Genomic DNA, 17,914 nt, shown 5'->3' with positions numbered 1-17,914 from the left:
CGCACCGTACGGCCCCGAGTGGGGCAATGCTGACGTGCGTCACCGGACGACCGGGTGGTGAGTGCCCGGACACACCCGACGGGTGCCCGGACACACCCGGCGAGCACCCGGGCACGCGCGGCGAGAGCGGCCAAGAACGGCCGAGCGCGGCCGACAGCGGTCGAGAACGGTGACGGTGACACGTGACCCCGACGGAGGCGACGTTGACGCGAGTGTTGATCGCTACCACCCCGGCACCGGGACACATCGTCAGCATGGTCGAGGTCGCCCGCGCACTGACCCGGCGCGGGCACGAGGTGCGGTGGTACACGGGGCGGGCCTTCCGGGACCGGGTGGAGCGCACCGGCGCACACTTCGAGCCCATGAGCGCCCGGCTCGACTACGGCGGCAAGAGCCGCGAGGAGGCGTTTCCCGGCCACGCCGGGCTGACCGGGCTCGCCAGCTTCACCACCGGCATCCGGGACATCTTCTACCGCACGGCGCCGGGCCAGATGAAGGACCTGCTGGCGGTGCTCGAACGCTTCCCCGCCGACTGCCTGCTCTCCGACGACATGTGCTACGGCGCGTGCTTCGCGAGCGAGCACACGGGGATACCGCTGGCCTGGCTGAACAACTCCGTCTACATCCTCGGCAGCAGGGACACGGCGCCGCTCGGGCGGGGCCTGCCGCCGCGTTCGTCGCCGCTGGGGCGGGTACGCAACGCGCTGCTGCGACGGGTCGGGGACCACGTGGTGATGCGCGGCCTGCGCCGGGAGGCCGACAGTACACGTGCCCTGGTGAACCTGCCCCGCCTCAACACGGGCGCCATGGAGAACATCGCGCGCCCGCCGTCCCTCTATCTGATGGGCACTGTGCCCTCCTTCGAGTTCCCGCGCAGCGATCTGCTCCCGGGAACCCACTTCGTGGGCGGCCTCCACGGGCCGCCCCCGGAGGACTTCGACCCGCCCGGCTGGTGGGAGGAACTGCACGACGGACGCCCCGTGGTGCTGCTCACCCAGGGCACCACGGCCAACGACGTCGACTGGCTCCTCGTCCCCGCCGTCCGGGCGCTGGCGGACCAGGACGTCCTCGTCGTGGTCACCACCGGGAGCGGCCTGGACGTCCACCGGATACGGCCGCTGCCGGACAATGTGCGGCTGGAGCGGTTCGTCCCCTACCCGCACCTGCTGCCGCACGTCGACGTGATGGTGACCAACGGCGGCTACAACGGCGTCAACGCGGCCCTCGCCCACGGTGTGCCCCTGGTCGTCGCACCGCGCTCGGAGGAGAACCCCGACGTGGCGGCGCGGGTCAAGTGGGCCGGGGCCGGTGTCGTCCTGCGGGGGCGTGCCGTGTCGGAGACCGGTCTGCGCGACGCGGTGACCACCGTGCTCGGCGACCCGCGCTACCGGCGCCGGGCACACGCACTGTCCGTCGAACACCAGACCCGCGACGCCCCCAGAAGGGCCGCCGAACTGATCGAGTCCATGGCCGGTTATCAGGGCCAGATCCCCACCGGAGGTGTCACACGGTGAACGTCACCACGAAGACCGGCGAGCAGAACGAGCAGACCGACGCGCAGAACAAGCACGACACTCAGGCCGGTCTGAAGAACCCGCCGGAGACGGCCATGCCCGTGGACCCGGGCCCCTTCGACTGCATGCCGGAACTGCTGGCCGCCGCGCGCGTCGCGCCCGTCGTCCGCATCCCCTACCTGGGGCAGCACGCCTGGGTGGTGTGCGACCCGGAGCTGGTGAAGGAGGCGCTCACCCACCCCCGGCTCGCCAAGGACATCACCCTCGTCCCCGACTTCATGCGCCGCCCCGGCCTGATGGTGGGCTCGCAGCCGCCCCCCGAGTACGCCCGCGCCATGATCATGAGCGACGGCGAGGACCACGCGCGCATCCGCCGGGTGCACGCCCCGGTGCTGAGCCCCCGCAACACCGAGAGGTGGGGCGAGCGGGTCGCCGTCAAGGTCGAGGGCTTCCTGGACGAGCTGGAGCGCTCACGGTCCGGAGAGGCCGCCGAGGTCAACGTGGTCACGGACTACACCCACAAGGTCCCGCTGGCGTTCATCTCGGAGATGCTCGGCCTGCCACTGGAAGCGGAACGGCGGCTGCGCGGCATCACCGACGTCATGCTCTACTCCTCCGACTACCCGGCACGCACCGAGGCCGTCGGGGCGCTGTTCGGCGCCGTCGAAGGCTGGGTGCGCGACCCGGCACCGCTGCGCGACGGGGTGATCACGGGCTTCCTGGAGGCCGCCGAAGGGCCGGACGCGGTCACCGAGGGCGAGGCCGTCGTCTGGACCGTCGGGATGATCATCACGGGTTACGAGACGACCGGGAGCCTGATCTCCGCCTCGCTGTACGAGGCGCTGCGGCGGCCGGCCGACGAACGCCCGCGCACCGACGAGGACATCAAGGCGTGGGTCGAGGAAGCCCTGCGGGTGCACCCGCCGTTCCCGCACCCGACCTGGCGCTTCGCCCTGGAGGACATCGACCTCGGCGGTTACCTCATCCCCAAGGGCTCCCCGGTCCAGGTCAGCATCGCGGCGGCCAACCGCGAGCCGGACGAGGACGCCGACAGCTTCGCCGCCGAACGTCGGGGACACGGACACCTCACCTTCGGGCTCGGTATGCACTACTGCATCGGCGCCTCGCTGGTCCGCCTGGAGGCGCAGATCGCTGTGGGCAGCTTCCTGCGCCGCTTCCCGCGAGCGCGGCTGAGCGACAGCACCGCCGTCGAGTGGGAGTCGGAGTGGATGATCCGCCGGATGAGCGTCCTGCCCGCCGTGCTCGCGTGAAGGCCGTCCTCGGATACGGAGTGGGAGTGGGAGTGGGGGAGACGATGGCACGTACCGTCGAGACCGTCGCGACCGGTGAGACCGACGCACCTGTGGTCGCGAGCCACCCGTGTCCCGCCGCGGCGAAGGGGCGCCGATGAAGGCACTCGTGCTCGCGGGAGGGTCCGGGTCCCGGCTGCGGCCGATCACCCACACCTCCGCGAAGCAGCTCGTGCCCGTCGCCAACAAACCGGTCCTCTTCTACGGCCTCGAATCGATCGCCGAGGCGGGCATCCGCGAGGTCGGCATCGTCGTCGGCGAGACGGCCGCCGAGATCGAGACCGCAGTCGGCGACGGCTCGCGGTTCGGCCTGGACGTCACCTACCTCCCGCAGGAGGCACCACTGGGCCTGGCACACGCCGTGCGCATCGCCAGGGACTACCTCGGCGACGACGACTTCGTGATGTACCTCGGCGACAACTTCATCGTCGGCGGCATCAGCGCGCTCGTGCGCCGGTTCCGCAGGAACCGCCCGGACGCGCAGATCATGCTGACGAGGGTGTCCGACCCGCGCGCCTTCGGCGTCGTCGAGCTGGACGCGCGCGGCCGGGTGACAGGACTGGAGGAGAAACCGGAGCACCCCAAGAGCGACCTCGCACTCGTCGGCGTCTATCTGTTCACGGCCCGCGTGCACGACGCCGTGTGCCGGATCAAACCCTCGTGGCGCGGCGAGCTGGAGATCACCGACGCGATCCAGGAACTGATCGACACCGGCTGCCGCGTGGACTCCACCCTCGTGTCCGGCTACTGGAAGGACACCGGCAACGTCGCCGACATGCTGGAGGTCAACCGCCTGGTCCTGGACGGTGTCGAGGCCGACTGCTCCGGTGAGGTCCGCTCCAGCGAGCTGATCGGCCGGGTGGTCATCGAGAAGGGGGCGACCGTCACCGGGTCGCGGATCGTGGGCCCCGCGGTCGTCGCGGCCGGTTCGCGGATCCGCGACTCCTACGTCGGCCCGTTCACCTCGATCGACGGCGACTGCGCGGTCGTCGACAGCGAGGTCGAGTACTCCATCGTGCTGCGCGGCGCCTCCATCGTCGGGGTGCGGCGCGTCGAGCGCTCGCTGATCGGCCGCGAGGTCGAGGTGACCTCCACCCCGCGCATCCTGCGCGCCCACCGCCTCGTCCTCGGCGACCACAGCAAGGTGCAGGTCGGCTCATGAGGATCCTCGTGACCGGCGGCGCCGGATTCATCGGCTCGCACTTCGTGCGTTCCTACGCCGACGAGGACGAGCTGACCGTCCTCGACAAGCTGACGTACGCGGGCAACCCGGCCAACCTGGCACCCGTCGAGCACCGGCTCACCTTCGTACAGGGCGACATCTGCGACGCCGAACTGCTCGGCAAGGTGGTCCCGGACCACGACGTCGTCGTCAACTTCGCCGCCGAGACACACGTCGACCGGTCGATAGCCGGCGCTGACGCGTTCGTCCGCAGCAACGTGCTGGGCGTGCAGACCCTCATGCGGGCCTGCCTCGAAGCGGGCACCCCGAGAGTCGTCCACGTCTCCACCGACGAGGTGTACGGCAGCATCGGCACCGGCTCCTGGGACGAGAGCGCCCCGCTCGCCCCGAACTCCCCCTACGCGGCGGCCAAGGCGGGCGGCGACCTGATCGCGCTCGCCTACGCACGCACACACGGACTGCCGGTCAGCATCACCCGCTGCGGCAACAACTACGGCCCCTACCAGTACCCGGAGAAGGTCGTCCCGCTGTTCGTCACCAACCTGCTCGACGGAGGGGAGGTGCCGCTGTACGGCGACGGCGGCAACGTGCGCGACTGGATACACGTCGACGACCACTGCCGGGCCGTACGGCTCGTCGCCGAGCGCGGCGCGCCGGGCGAGGTCTACCACGTCGCCGGAACCACCGAGCTGACCAACCTGGAACTGACGGCCCGGCTGCTCGACGCGCTCGGCGCCGGCTGGGAGCGCGTCACCCGTGTGCCCGACCGCAAGGGCCACGACCGCCGCTACTCCCTCGCCGACGGCAAACTGCGGGCACTCGGCTACGTGCCGCGCGTCCCCTTCGAGCGGGGCCTGGCGGAGACCGTCGCGTGGTACGCCGCCAACCGTCCGTGGTGGGAGCCGCTGAAGGAGCGCGCGGCATGAGCGGCCGGAGGACCATGCCCTGAGCCGCAGCACCATGCCCCGAGCGGAGGCACTGTGCCCTGAGCCGGAGTGGAGCCATGCCTTGAGCCGGGGTGGAGCTATGCCTTGAGCCGGGGTGGAGCTATGCCTTGAGCCGGACCAGCGCCGTACGGGAGCGGATGCCGAGCTTGCGGTAGATCTGCCGCAGGTGGAAACCCACCGTGTGCGGGGAGATGAACAGATGGCGCGCGGCCTGCCGGTTGGTGAGCCCGTCGGCCACCAGGTCCGCCACCTTCCGCTCCGTCTTGGTGAGGCTCTCCCAGCCGGAGACCGGCCGCTTCGCGTGCGACCAGTGCCTGCGCCGCACCCCGAGCCCGCGCAGCTGGGCCCGCACACGTGCCGCGTCCCGCTCGCCGCCGAGCGCGCCGTAGGCACCCATCGCACGGTCGAGCGCGCCGATCGCGCCCTCGTGGTCGTCGCGGCCGAGCAGGAGACCGGCGTGGTCCTCGGCCGCCGCGGCCCGTGCCCACGGGTTGCGGTGCAGCAGCGCGGCCTGCGCCAGCGCGTCCGCGTCGCCCTCCGCGAGCGCGCGGGCGTGCATGGCGGCGGCGAGCACCGCGGGGACGCGACGGTTGCGTGTGCGCAGGTACTCCGTGGTGTCGACCACCGTCCGCACGATGTCCGGCATACCGGCCGCGCGTGCGCAGCGCACACACCAGGCGGCCGCTGCCGGGTCCTCCAGGACGAGTTCGCGCAGCGCCCCGCCGTGCGCGCCGATCTCCGCCAGCACCTTCGCCGCCGCCTCGGCGCCCGCCTGCGCCTCGGCCAACTGCGCGTTCAGCAGCAGGCGTGCGGCCCACCAGGGGCTGGAGGCATGCTGCGGGAAGTCCTTCTCCAGGGTCTTGATGTGGTCCTCGGCCTGGGCGAGCGCCCCCTTCCGCAGCGCGACGAGGGCCAGCACCAGCCACGCCTGCGGAGCGAGCATCGGCACATACGGGCCGTCCGCGCCCACCCCGGTACGCGCCGCCTCCTCGGCCTCGTCCAGGCGCCCCTGCGCGAGGTGCAGCGGTGCCCGGAGCACGGCCGGGACGGCGGCGGCCAGCGTCCCCGTCTCCGCCGCCGCCGACCGTACGGAGCACTGGACGGCCTCCGCCGCCTCCTCGTACTCGTCGGTCCTGGTGAGCGCGAAGGCCAGGAACCAGCGGGGGTCGAGGAGCTGCCCGTCCTCGCCCGCGCGGTCGAGCGCGACGGCCTTGCGCAGCGTCCCCACCGCGTCGCCCACCTGCCCCTCGCGCCACTGGCCGAACGCGTGGAAGGTCATCGCGCCGACCCGCACGGACTGCGTGTGCCGGTCGGGCGCGCCGAGGATCCTCTGCACGCGGTCGGCCGCGGTGCTGTCGCCCGTCAGGCAGGAGGCGGCGAGATGGGTGATCAGTGCTTCGTGGTGCTCGCGGTGCGGGAAGCCGTCCTCCTGCGCCGCGAGCGCGTCGTGCGCGGCCCGGTGCGCCCTGGGCGCGTCGCCCAGCAGCAACAGCGCCGCTGACCTGGCCGCTTGCAGCGCGGCGATGTCCTCGGCGAGCGAAGCGGAGAAGGGCACCGTGAACCGCCGGGCCTCGTCGACCGTCTCCTCGGCCAGGGCGATCGCCCGGTCCAGGTCGCCCGCCCAGGTGAACGCCTCGACCGCCGTCTTCGCCAGCCGCACCCGCTCGGCCTGCCCGGGGGCCAGCAGCTCCATGCAGCGGGTCGCCAGCGCCGCCGCGGTCGCCGGATCGGAGGCCAGCAGCCGCTGGGCGCCCTCCGCGATGACGCCCAGTTCCTCCTCGTTGCCCGGCTGGGCGATGTGGATGAGCTGGAGGGCCGCGCGTTCGACGCCGTCGGGCCGCGCCCGCAGCATCTGTGCCGCCTGACGGCGCAGCAGCGCGCACATGGGCGGCGGCACGGAGTCGAGCAGCACGCGCCAGATCGGCTCGCTGCGGAAGGAGATGTCGTGCTCACCGCAGACCAGGAGCCCCCGGCAGACGGCTTCGTCGACCGCGGCCAGCAGGCCGACCGGCGCCTCCCCGAGCATGGCCGACAGGTCCTCCGGAGCGAAGGGCGAACCGAGCACCGCCGCCAGCCTGAGCGCCTTCATGGTGGGCTCCGAGAGCGACCGCAGCTCCTCCTGGAGCAGCGCGGCGAAGCGTTTCGGCACCAGCGCGGGCAGGGCGACCCCGGCCCCGGTCCCTGCTCCCGCCCCTGTCCCGGCGGGCACGCTCCCCGACGGCCCCGGCTCCAGCCGCGAGGTGCCGTCGACCACGCGGATGTCGCCGTCCTCCATGAGCCCGCGCATCAGCTCGATCACCGCGCGGGGTGTGCCGTCGAGGCTCTCCGCCAGGGCGAGGAGCGCCGGTTCCGGCACGGCTCCGGTGCGGTCGGCGACCAGTTGCGCCAGCGCGTCGCCGACGAGCGGCCCCAGCTCCGGCAACGGTTCCACCGGGAGCCTGCCCCGGAGCTTGCCGAGAGCGGCCCGCACCTGCTCGTACGAGGCGGTGTGCCTGCCCGGCGTGTAGGCGAGCAGCCAGAGGACCGGACGGCCGCTGAGCGCCAGGATCAGATCGCACAGCGCCGTCAGCGCGGGCGGGTGTGCCAGATGCAGATCGTCGAGCACGACGAGGGTGTGCAGGTGTTCCGCGTCGTCGCGCAGCCGGGTGCGTGCCGCCTCGATGGCCGAGGACACGCCCGGGTTGGGGAAGCCGCCCTCGGTGGTGCGCGGTGTGCGGGGCCGGGTGCCGCCGGGGGCGGTGTCGGGGCCGGGCGGTACGCCGTTGACGGACGTGAAGCCGCTCCTGTCGGCGAGGTCGAGGGCCTCCAGGAGAAGGCGGGTCTTGCCCGCACCGGGCGCCGCTTCCACCAGGAGGACCTTGCTCCGCCGGGTGCTCTTCACGCTGTGCAGATCCGCGCTGATCTGTGTGAGCTGTTGTTCCCGGCCGCGCACCTGTGGCGACGATCGTGCGTGAGGACCCATGACGCTCCGAATCACGATGTGGTGGGGTGGGGACGGTGCGGTTCACAGAACAGGTCGTCCGGGACCGCCCGTGGGTGGCCGCGGGGAACGGGTGCCTCGCGCGCGGAACTGCCCCTCTCCGTTTCCTTCTCTCCGTTTCCGCCCGGCTGTCCGGTGGGCTGATGTCCCGGTGCCGTACGACCCGTCTCGTCCTCATCAGGCATACGGTTTCCCGCGCGCACGCACTCACCGTTTGCCGTGCGATGGCCGGTCTCAGCCGCCAATGCGGGGTCCGTGGCTCATTCCGCGTACTGGACGGGCGCGACGGCGACGTGTGCCCGGAAAAGCGGGGGAACCGTCCCCGTGACATGCGGGTGTCGCGGACGCGAAGCGCGAAGCCGTCACCGGCCTCGCGTACCGGAGAGAGGCGGGCCGCGGGCCCGTCGGCACGGTCCTGGTCGTGAGCACGTGCGCTCCTTGATCGGCTTCCGGTGTTTCTTCCAGGCGAGCGATCCAGTTCACAGCGCCTGTCAGCCCCCGAAGACGAGGAACAAGATAGGACCTTTGAGGCACCGGACGGGAGGAGCTGGCCGGAACGCATCGCGAGGCACCGACGGCGGCGCCGTGCCCGCATCCGCCGCCGCCGCGACCGTTCGGTCGTCGCCGCCGGAGATTCCGGCAGCCGCTCGTCCGGGCGGTGTTGTCCTGGCTGCCACATGTCCGGACGCGCCTCCGGTACCGGCGCAGGCGGTGGCGGAACCGCCCGTTCTGCCATGCGGGGCGACCGCTATCGACCACTCACCGCTCCTTGGGCGGAAGCGTGCGATTGCGAAGTCGCGCAACGGCCGACCGCGCCGAAAGTTTTCGGACCGGCCCATGACGAGGGGAAAGAAAGGCAAATAGAAACCCTGTTCCTTTCTGTCGCGGGTCGCATCCGCCTTTGTTGACTTTCCGTCTGAATTGCTGAGCGTCCAGGTCGTGCGGCGGAATGTTGTCCGGTTTCTTGTCCGGGATGGGCGGCCGGTTTGTCTCGGACCCGCCCACTTCGGAGCGCGGGTTCGGCAGTTGGCCAAAGAAGGTAGAAAGGTAGCGTCGGCCGCCGGGCAGATGAACCACGAAGAGGGGACGGAGGCGCGGAGTTGGAGTTCCGTGTGCTGGGTCCGACCGAGGTGCGGGGAGCGGACGGCGAACCGCTGCCGCTGAGCGCGCCGATGCTGCGCGGGCTGCTCGCGGCACTGGTGCTGCGGGCCTGCCGGGTCGTCCCCGTCGAGGACCTGGCGCACCAACTGTGGGGCGAACAGCCGCCCGCCTCCGTACGCACCACACTGCGCAACTATGTGATGCGGCTGCGGAAGGTCGTCGCCGACGAGCGCATCCGTACCGTGGCGGGCGGCTATCAGCTCTTCGCCGAGCGGGAGGAGACCGACCTCGGCCGCTTCCAGGAACTGCTGCTGCGCTCACGCGAACTCGCCGCGGGCGACCCGGAACGCGCCGTCGCACTGCTCGACGAGGCGCTGGCGCTGTGGCGGGGCAGCCCGCTCGGCGGGATCGGGGACTGCCCTTTGCTGACCGTGCACCGGCCACGGCTGGAGGAACTGCGGCTGACCGCGTGCGAGGAGCGCTTCGAACTCCGCCTGCTCCTGGGCCGGCACACGACCGTCATCGACGAACTCCTCGCCACGTCACGCCAGCACCCGATGCGGGAGCGGCTCACCGGGCAGCTCATGCTCGCCCTGCACCGCGCCGGACGCAGCGCGGAGGCGCTCGCCGCTTTCCGCGCGGCGCGCGACACCCTCGTCGACGAACTGGCCATCGAACCCGGCGCGGAACTGCGGGAGTTGGAGGCCGCCATCCTGCGGGGCGATCCCGCGCTCATGGAATGGCGCACCAGTTCCGGGCCGGGGGAGCGGGGCCAGGGCGCGCCGGGGCCGGAGCCTTCGGGCGGGGACACGGACACCGCGCCGGACCCCCCGGACGCACGGCCCCCCGCCCCCGGAACACCGCCCGCGCCCGCCCCGCCGTCTCCCGCCGCCACGGAACCGCCCCCGCCGCCGCTCCCGCCCCGCGCGGCGTTCCCCTCGGGCATCCCCACCTTCGTCGCGCGCGGCGTGGAACTCGCCCGCGTCAGGGAGTGGCTCACCGGTGCCGTCGACGCACCCGCGCTCTGTCTCCTGGACGGGCCCGGCGGGGTCGGCAAGTCGAGCCTCGCCGTACGCGCGGCGCGGGAGGTCGCCGACAGGTTCCCCGACGGGCTGCTCCACGTCGACCTGCGCGGAGCCGACCCGCACCGCGCCCCCCTGGAGACCGAGGAGGCGCTGCGCCGCCTGCTGGCCGCCCTCGGTACGCCCCGCGAGGCCGCGCCCCAGGACGAGGAGGCCGCGCTCGCGCTCTACCGCGAACGGCTCGAAGGCAAGCGGGTGCTGGTGCTCCTGGACAACGTCTTCAGCACCGCGCAGATCGCGTCCCTGCTGCCCGCGCAGCCGGAGTCCGCGTGCCTCGTCACCAGCCGCACCGTGCTCCTCGGCCTGCCGGGCGCCCACCATCTTCACCTGGACGTGCTCGACACCCAGGACGCGATCGCCCTCGTGCGGTCCGTCTCGGGCCGCGCTCCCGAGGCGGGCGAGGAGAGGGACTGGGAGGAACTGGTGTGCCTGTGCGGACGGCTCCCGCTCGCGCTGCACCTCATCGCCACCCGCATGGCCTCCCGGCCGTGCTGGAGCGCCGGGGACTGGGCGTCCACACTGCGCGACGAGCGCGCACGGCTGGACCAGCTCGTCGTGGCGGACCGCGACGTGCGCGCCAGCCTCCTCGTCAGCATCGACCAGTTGGCGGGCAGCGGCGCCCCGGACGACGAGCGCGCCGCGGCCCTGTTCCCGCTGCTGGGCGTCGCGGCGGTCACCCGGCACAGCGCGGAGTCGGCCGCCCGGCTGGCCGGGTGGGAACCGGGCGACGCACGGCTCGCGCTGGAGAGGCTCACCGACGCGCAGATCGCGCTCAGCCCGCAGCCCGGCGCGTACGCGCTGCACGATCTGGTGCGCGCGGTGGCCACACGCGAGGCGGCGCTGCTGCCCCCGGAGGAGGCACGGGCCGCTCTCGGGCGGCTCTCCTGCTGGTACCTCGGCTCGCTGCACCGGGTCAACGGGCCGCTCAGACTCGACGAGAACTTCGCCCGCCGCTACCGGCAGGGCGCACGCCGCTTCCCCGACGGCCTCTCCTTCGACGGTACGGAACAGGCGCTGGCCTGGGCGGACGGCGCCGTCGACGAGGTGCTGTCGCTCGCGGACCAGCTCTCGGGCGCCGAGTACGACACCGGCGCTTACGAGGAAGAGGAAGAGGAAGGGGACCCGCGAGGTGCCCGTCCCCAGGGCGAGGACGGCCCGCTCGACGGCGCACCGCCGGGGCCGCCGAGTCCGCCGGGACAGCGGAGTCCGTTGAGCACGCTGTCCGACTTCGCGCTGGAGGCGGCGCGGGCGCTGGAGAGCTACTTCGCCATCCGCCTGAGCTGGCGTGCCCAGCGACGCCTGTGCGAGACCGCGCTGGGGGTGGCCGGGCGAAGGGGCGACCGGCGCGCCGAGGCCGTCGCCCTCGCCCAGCTCGGCAAGGTGGAGGGCCAGCGGGGTGAAGGCGCGGCAGGGGCGAGGCTCCTGCGGCGCGCCATCGGCCTCTTCCTGTCGCACGGCATGCACGAGGAGGCCGCGGGAGCCATGAGCAATCTGGTGCCCTGCCTGGCCTCGGCCGGACGCCTGGACGAGGCCGTCGAGGTGGGCAACGAGGCGCTGCGCGAGGTGGAGACGCACGGACCGGAAGGTGTGGCCTACTCCCTGCGCAACAACCTGGGCCGCTGCCACCTCCACCTGGGGGACTACGAGCAGGCCCGCCATCTGCTGGTGCGCAACTACGAGGCGGCCGACCTGGCGCAGTACCAGATCGCCACCGCGGGCTCGCTCGCCGAATACCACCTGCGACTGGGGGAGTTCGAGGAAGCGGCACGCTGGGCCGACCGCGGCCTGGGGCACGCGGCCGAGCAGCCCTTCGACCCCTTCGCCGTGGCCGAGCAGCACGCGCTGCTCGCCAGGGCGCTGGACGGCCTCGGCCGCGCCGAGCAGGCCCGTGCGGCCGAGGACCGCGCCCTGGCACTGCTGGACGACCTCAACACACGCGAGGCGGCGCGGCTGAAACTGCGGCTGCGGCGCGACGGGGACACCGCGGCGCAGACGTAGACCACGGCGCGCGGGAGACAGCGGGAGACGGACGTAGCGCGGCCGGGCGAGCACGCCCCCGGCCGCGCTACGCCGTTGCTACGGAGCTGATACGGCCGGTGCGTAGCGTGCTGTTCGCACGACGCACGACGCACGTGCGGCAGGTCTTCCCTCGGAGGAACGGCGGCGCTCGGGGGAGCAGCCGGACCTCGGGGGAAGCGGGGGAGCCGAGGGGTCCACCACGGCACGGGCAGGCGGCCCGCACCACACGGCCGCCGACGGAACGGCAGCGGGGGCGGTCCGTCTCCGTGCCCGTCCGTGGTGGGCCCCGGAGGCTGCGGCTCCGAGGCGCCGGGAGCTTTGCGGCGCCGGGAGTTTCGAGGTGGCGCGGGGCCGGTGGTGGGGCGACCGCACGGGGGTCGGCCGCCCCTCCCTCCCGCGCCCGGTTTGTTGACGGCGGACGATCAGCGGTAGTAGCGCTTCCCGCCTGTTCGGTCGAAGATGTGCGGTGGCGGGGGCCACGCGATCAGACCAGGGGCAGGTGTGACGGATTCCGATGTGGGTCTTGAGCCGGGCGGCACGGGTGGCATGGGGGGTACGGGGGATCTCGGGGAGGCCCTGGCGGTCTTCACGAGCGTGCGGCCGCGCCTGTTCGGGATCGCGTACCGCATGTTGAGCAGCGCCACCGAGGCCGAGGACCTGGTGCAGGAGGTCTGGCTGCGGTGGCAGATGTGCGACCGCAGTGCGGTGCACAATCCGGGCGCGTTCCTGGCGACGACGACGACCCGGCTGGCCATCAACGCGCTCCAGTCCGCGCGGGTACGGCGTGAGACGTACGTCGGGCCGTGGTTACCGGAACCCGTCGACACGAGCGCTGACCCGTATTTGGGCGCCGAGCGCGGTGAGGCCCTGGAGTTCGCGGCGCTGATGCTGATGGAGAAGCTCACGCCCAACGAACGAGCCGCCTACGTGCTGCGAGAGGCGTTCGACTACAGCTACGGGAAGATCGCCGACGTTCTGCATTCGACCGAGCCCGCTGTGCGTCAGTTGGTCAGCCGGGCCCGCAAACACATGACGGGCGCACGACGCAGGCCCGCGCCCGCCGCCGCACAGCGGCATCTGCTGACCACGTTCATCACGGCCGCCCGCTCCGGTGACACGACCGCACTGGAGCGGCTCTTCGCGGCGGACGTGGCCAGCCTGTCCGACGGCAACGGCAAGCCGAGGGTCGCCCGTCGGCCGATCGTGGGCGTGCCGCAGGTGACGCAGTTCCTGCACACGATCTCCGCCTGGTTCTGGGACGACATCGACGTGCGGTGGGCGAGCACGAACGGTCGGACCTCCGCTGTGCTGCTGCGCGACGGCGCCGAGTTCGGCGTGCTCACGGTCAGCGCCACCGCCGAGGGCATCGACCAGGTCCTGTGGATGCTCAACCCCCAGAAGATCGCGACGCTGGCCGGCCCGGCTGAGTCATCGACGTGGCAAGCCGATGGGGCTCCCGGTCGTGGGCGCGGGATGCGAAAGAACTGAGCTGCCCGGCACACCGCACGACCGCCAGTAGGCCATGGACGGGCCCGCGCGTCATCTGCCGCGCGGGCCCGTCGGGTCAGCGCGCGAGCCAGTCCCGATAGGCCGTCCTGGAGATGACGGCGCCGTCCTCGGCGATGAGGGCCTTGCCCGAGGCGGCGGCGAACATGCCGGCCGTGTCGTCGGTGACGACGGCCCGCCGGTCGCCGTGGGCGGCGAGAGTGATCCTGCCCAGTTCGTCGAGCCGGAAGACCTCGGGCCCGGCGACGTCACGGGTGCCCCGCAGCGGGGCACCCGCGCTGACGTCGGCCACGGCCCGGGCGACGTCGGCCGAGGCCATGGGCTGGACGAGCGTGGCGGGCAGGCGGACGGTGTGCTCGTCGGAGGTCCAGGACAGCACCGAGTCGACGAACTCGAAGAACTGCGTGGCGCGGACGATCGAGTACGGCACGGGACCGGCCTTGAGGACGTTCTCCTGCAACACCTTGGCGCGGTAGTAGGCCAGATCCGGCACCAGGTCGGCGCCCACGATCGAGAGGACGACCGCGTGGCCGACGCCGGCCGCCTCGGCGGCTGTCAGCAGGTTGTCCATGGTCTGCTGGAAGAACGCGGGTGAGGCTTCGTCGAAGGTCGGCGAGTTCGTCAGGTTGACGACGACGTCGGCGCCGTTCAGCGCCTCCGCCAGGCCCTGCCCGCTGAGCAGGTCCAGGCCGGTGGACGGGGAGTGCGGCACTGCCTCATGCCCGTCCTCGTTGAGGATCTTGACGACCTGCGATCCGATCAACCCGGTCCCACCGATGACAGCGATCTTCATTTCTTCGCCCTTTCGTGCAAGCTTCCTTGAGTAATGGGTCCGTGAGCCAGGACCGGCCGGGCCCTGCCGCCGAATCGCGCGGGCCCGGCTGTTCAGGCGTCGTTCACGCGTCGGCTCCGGCCGGACGGGTCAGTAGTCCCAGGTGGCCGGTACAAAACGGAAGGCGTCGCCGGCGACCGCCACGTGGCAGACGGAGGGGAACGGCAGGTGAGTCGCCAGCAGTTGCTCGCCGCTCGCCGCCATCTCCGTCAGGAGACGGACCCGGACGCGGGCTGACTCCTCGGGGTCGTGCTCGAAGCCGTTGTACCAGCCGGGGTTGTCGAACCCGCACTGGAACACGGCGTCACCGGCGAACGTGAGCCGGTCGCCACCGGACTCCACACGGACGATGCTGTGACCGGGGGTGTGACCACCGGTGCGGACGACCGTCACTCCTGGCGTTACCTCGTGCTCCGTCTCGAACGGCTTCAACTGGCCGCGGTACACCTCCAGGAACTTCGAGGCGGTCGTACGGAGCACCTCCGGAACCGGTTCCGGCATGGCGGTGCGGGAGAAATCGGGCGCTTCCCAGAACTCGGCCTCGGCGGAAGCCAGGTGTATCCGCAGATCCGTGCGCAGCCGACCCCTCAGCCCGTCGACGAGCAGCCCACCGATGTGGTCCATGTGCAAGTGGGTGAGCACGACGTCGGTCACGGAGGCGGGAGGGATCCCGGCCGCGTCCAGCCGCACCGCCAACTGCCCGGCCCGCGGGAAACCGGGGAACTCCGTCCCGAGCCCGGAATCGATGAGGACGGTCCGGCCACCGCTGCGTACCACGGCCACATTCAGCGGATAGACGACCGTCTCCGGCAGGAACTGGTCTCTGAGCCAGGCCGACAGGTCGGCCTTGGCGACGTTGGTGGCCAACGTCTCGGCGGCTATCTGGAGTGTCCCGTCGCTGATCACCGTCACGTCGATGTCACCGACCTTCAACGCGTAGCGGGACGGCACCAGTTCGTCGTGCACGGGCGCGTCGGGGTGTGCGAGCTTCATGGTGTTTCTCCTCGTGAAGAGCGTCAACCGAAGACACCGACGGCGCCGTGGGGTACTGGTACGCCGTCCGGTCATCCCCTACGACCGGACGGCAGCCCGGTCTGTGACAGCCGCTCCGTCCCCTTCACGGCCCGTCGGGCTGCTCCGGTTCGCCGCACGGGCCCGGTCCCTCGTGATGCCGGGGCCGCTCACCCCGCCAGGGCCGGGGCCGGCCGCCGTTCCTCGGGGTAGAAGATGTCGATGTCGACCTCTTCGCCGCCCACGGTCTGTGTGTCCCACGCGCCACTGCGGACCAAGGTGTGCAGGGTCCGGCCGTCCAGCGCCGACAGGTGCTTCAGCAGGGTCGCGTCGTCGGGCGTCCCGGGGAGCCGCGGTGCCAGGCGGGCGCGGATCGCACGCAGCTGCCCCATGAGAGCCTCCAGGTCGGCCTGCCGGTCCGGGCTCCCCTCCGCGGACTCGGTGATGCCCTGCTGGATCAGTTCCTTGATGGCGCGTGTCGTCCCGTTCTCATCCGTGGTGATCATGGAGTTCCAGGCGCGGCTCTTGTGCCGGTACTGGAGCATCGACATGGCCGCCTCGTGGCGGACGAAGTCCGCGTCGCGGAACGGCCGCCCCCGCCATGTGCCGCTGAGCGACCGGGCGAGTGAGACGGCGGAGCCCAGGCCGCTGTTGAGGCCGCGTCCGGGCCAGAAGTGGATGGCGTTGGCGGCGTCCCCGAGCAGGAATCCGTAGGTGCCCGGACCCGCGGGCGTCCTGGGGTGCAGCCGCGCGGTGAACCGGGGCCGCTGCACCATGTCCAGCCTGAACGCGGTGACGGCTGTCAGGTCGGGCTCGGGTACGGCGAAGAGCCGCAGGCCCTCCATCACCCGTCTCCACAGCGCCGATCCCTTGAGCAGCGCAGGCAGGAACAGGGTGCTGTGGGTGTCGCAGCGGAAGTCACCGTCCTCGTCGCGGTTCATCACGCACGGGCGGGAGGCGACGCACTCCTCGAAGACCTGCCGGACGGGGTCTATGCCCACGACCTCCCTGGCCTCCTCGTCGGTGAGCCGCATGTTGAGGAAGCCCTCGCCGTGCTGCGAGTTCAGCAGGAACCGGTTCTGTGCGACGGTCAGCAGCACGGACATCGGGTCCGGGAGCCCCGATCTCACCCTCAGACCCAGCACCACGTCCTGGAGGTGCTCGCCCTCCAGGGAGTAGATGGACTTGTCCGCCCGGCCGAACTTCTCGGCGAAGTGCTCGCGTGTCCGGGAGCGGCTTCCCTCGCAGATGGCGAGCACGTGGTCCGACGCCGCTCGCTGTCCGTGCTCGGCAGGGTCGAACCGCTCGGGTACCAGGCGGATGCGGTCCGGCTTCTCGTTGGCCATCTCCAGGAGCGTGTCCTCGACGTAGGCGATCCGGATGTTCCGCGGCTGGTAACCGCGGACCGAGTCGGGGCCCGACGGCCACATCTCGGTGTACGTGCCGCTCCTGAACAGCCTTGCCCGCACCTCCTCGGGAAGGTTCAGATACTGGCGGCTCTGGACCGTGACGACCTGCTGACGCCGTACGTTGCCCTGCTTCTCGTCCTTCCACACGACCCTGCCCCCGGCCCGGGTCCAGCGCCCGTCGTAGACGGTGAGGGCGACTTGGGCACCGAGGAGGGATTCGAGCAGCAGGGCGAAGGCCAGGCCGACGGGCCCGCCGCCCGACACCGTGACCCTGAGCACCGGCACCGGCTCCTCGGCAGGGGGCGGCGTGAGCGCCTGGAGCACGGACAGGTCCATGATGGTCTCCATCGGACCGGCCGCCTCGAAGCGGAACGTCTCCTCACCGATCGTGATCAGATCGCCGGGCTGGAGCACGCGGGAGGTCATGCGTTCCCCGTTGACGAAAGTCCCGTTGCTGCTTCCCAGGTCGTACAGGACGAAGCCGTGCCCCTCGCGGCGTACCTCGGCGTGGAACCGCGAGATGCTCACCTGGCCGATCACCACGCTGTTCGCCGCCTTGCGGCCGAACGTGAGGGGCCGCGTTCCGATACCGAACCGCCTGCCGGCCAGAGAACCTCGACGACCAACAATCTCGGGAGGCATGAGTCCTCGGGTTCCCTTCGTCCGACGAGTTGACAATCCTGGGCCGTCCGCACCGAGGCCGACGGAAGTGGGACCGCGCGGTGGGGCGGCCGAACCGCGGCGCCCTGCCACTGCACCCATACGGCGGGGCACGGCCACATGTTCACGAGGCCACGAGCACAGCGAGTCGGCCACGAGGGCGGTATCCGGCCGACCTGCGCGCCGAACCGCCCGCCGAGACCAGCTCGGCGGGCGGTTCGACTGCACGGGCTACGAGATTCCGCCGGCCCCCCGACCGGCGGATCCTCGCGCCCAGGGCCCGCAGGAGCGGCCCTCCGCCGCCGCCCCTGCCGCCCGCCCTGATCCGGCGGCGGACACCACGTGCTGCGCCCCTCGGTA

General features: G+C 72.0%; 10 protein-coding genes. 6 read left to right on the top strand and 4 right to left on the bottom strand.

Features of this window, described 5'->3' with window-relative positions:
• Positions 1-212: 212 nt before the first annotated feature.
• The 4 genes from ACWGJ2_RS02320 to rfbB all read left to right on the top strand — a co-directional run bounded on the left by ACWGJ2_RS02320 (position 213) and on the right by rfbB (position 4,933).
• A complete protein-coding gene (locus tag ACWGJ2_RS02320; RefSeq protein WP_453344035.1) occupies positions 213-1,514 on the top strand; it encodes a glycosyltransferase in 1,302 nt (433 codons plus the stop codon).
• The gene (locus ACWGJ2_RS02315; RefSeq protein ID WP_453344034.1) at positions 1,511-2,785 is read left to right on the top strand and encodes a cytochrome P450; all 1,275 of its coding nucleotides are present in this window, start codon (positions 1,511-1,513) and stop codon (positions 2,783-2,785) included. The genes ACWGJ2_RS02320 and ACWGJ2_RS02315 overlap by 4 nt, the downstream gene beginning before the upstream one ends.
• Before the next feature lie 136 nt (positions 2,786-2,921).
• Positions 2,922-3,986 (top strand): glucose-1-phosphate thymidylyltransferase, encoded by a 1,065-nt coding sequence (locus tag ACWGJ2_RS02310; RefSeq protein WP_453344033.1) that lies wholly within the window; start codon positions 2,922-2,924, stop codon positions 3,984-3,986.
• The gene (rfbB, locus tag ACWGJ2_RS02305) at positions 3,983-4,933 is read left to right on the top strand and encodes a dTDP-glucose 4,6-dehydratase (RefSeq protein WP_453344032.1); all 951 of its coding nucleotides are present in this window, start codon (positions 3,983-3,985) and stop codon (positions 4,931-4,933) included. Before ACWGJ2_RS02310 ends, rfbB begins: the two co-directional genes overlap by 4 nt.
• 121 nt (positions 4,934-5,054) lie before the next feature.
• Here rfbB and ACWGJ2_RS02300 read toward each other — a convergent pair whose 3' ends face one another.
• Positions 5,055-7,886 carry a LuxR C-terminal-related transcriptional regulator gene (locus ACWGJ2_RS02300; protein WP_453344031.1) on the bottom strand — a complete coding sequence of 944 codons (2,832 nt, stop codon included), beginning with the start codon at positions 7,884-7,886 and terminating at the stop codon, positions 5,055-5,057.
• 1,160 nt (positions 7,887-9,046) lie between these two features.
• Here ACWGJ2_RS02300 and ACWGJ2_RS02295 point away from each other — a divergent pair.
• On the top strand, positions 9,047-12,115 hold the full coding sequence (locus tag ACWGJ2_RS02295; RefSeq protein ID WP_453344030.1) for a BTAD domain-containing putative transcriptional regulator: 3,069 nt from the start codon (positions 9,047-9,049) through the stop codon (positions 12,113-12,115).
• Between the two features lie 567 nt (positions 12,116-12,682).
• A complete protein-coding gene (locus tag ACWGJ2_RS02290; RefSeq protein ID WP_453344205.1) occupies positions 12,683-13,624 on the top strand; it encodes a sigma-70 family RNA polymerase sigma factor in 942 nt (313 codons plus the stop codon).
• A 76-nt stretch (positions 13,625-13,700) separates the two neighbouring features.
• Here the strand turns inward: ACWGJ2_RS02290 and ACWGJ2_RS02285 are convergent, their stop codons facing one another.
• From ACWGJ2_RS02285 to ACWGJ2_RS02275, 3 genes are all read right to left on the bottom strand, one after another.
• Positions 13,701-14,435 carry an SDR family oxidoreductase gene (locus tag ACWGJ2_RS02285; RefSeq protein WP_453344029.1) on the bottom strand — a complete coding sequence of 245 codons (735 nt, stop codon included), beginning with the start codon at positions 14,433-14,435 and terminating at the stop codon, positions 13,701-13,703.
• Positions 14,436-14,564: 129 nt separating this feature from the next.
• The gene (locus ACWGJ2_RS02280; protein ID WP_453344028.1) at positions 14,565-15,467 is read right to left on the bottom strand and encodes an MBL fold metallo-hydrolase; all 903 of its coding nucleotides are present in this window, start codon (positions 15,465-15,467) and stop codon (positions 14,565-14,567) included.
• 188 nt (positions 15,468-15,655) lie between these two features.
• Positions 15,656-17,536 (bottom strand): FHA domain-containing protein, encoded by a 1,881-nt coding sequence (locus ACWGJ2_RS02275; RefSeq protein ID WP_453344027.1) that lies wholly within the window; start codon positions 17,534-17,536, stop codon positions 15,656-15,658.
• Positions 17,537-17,914: the final 378 nt, after the last annotated feature.

The sequence above is a fragment of the Streptomyces sp. NPDC054796 genome (assembly GCF_053611545.1).
This window is presented reverse-complemented; position numbering and strand designations above follow the sequence as displayed.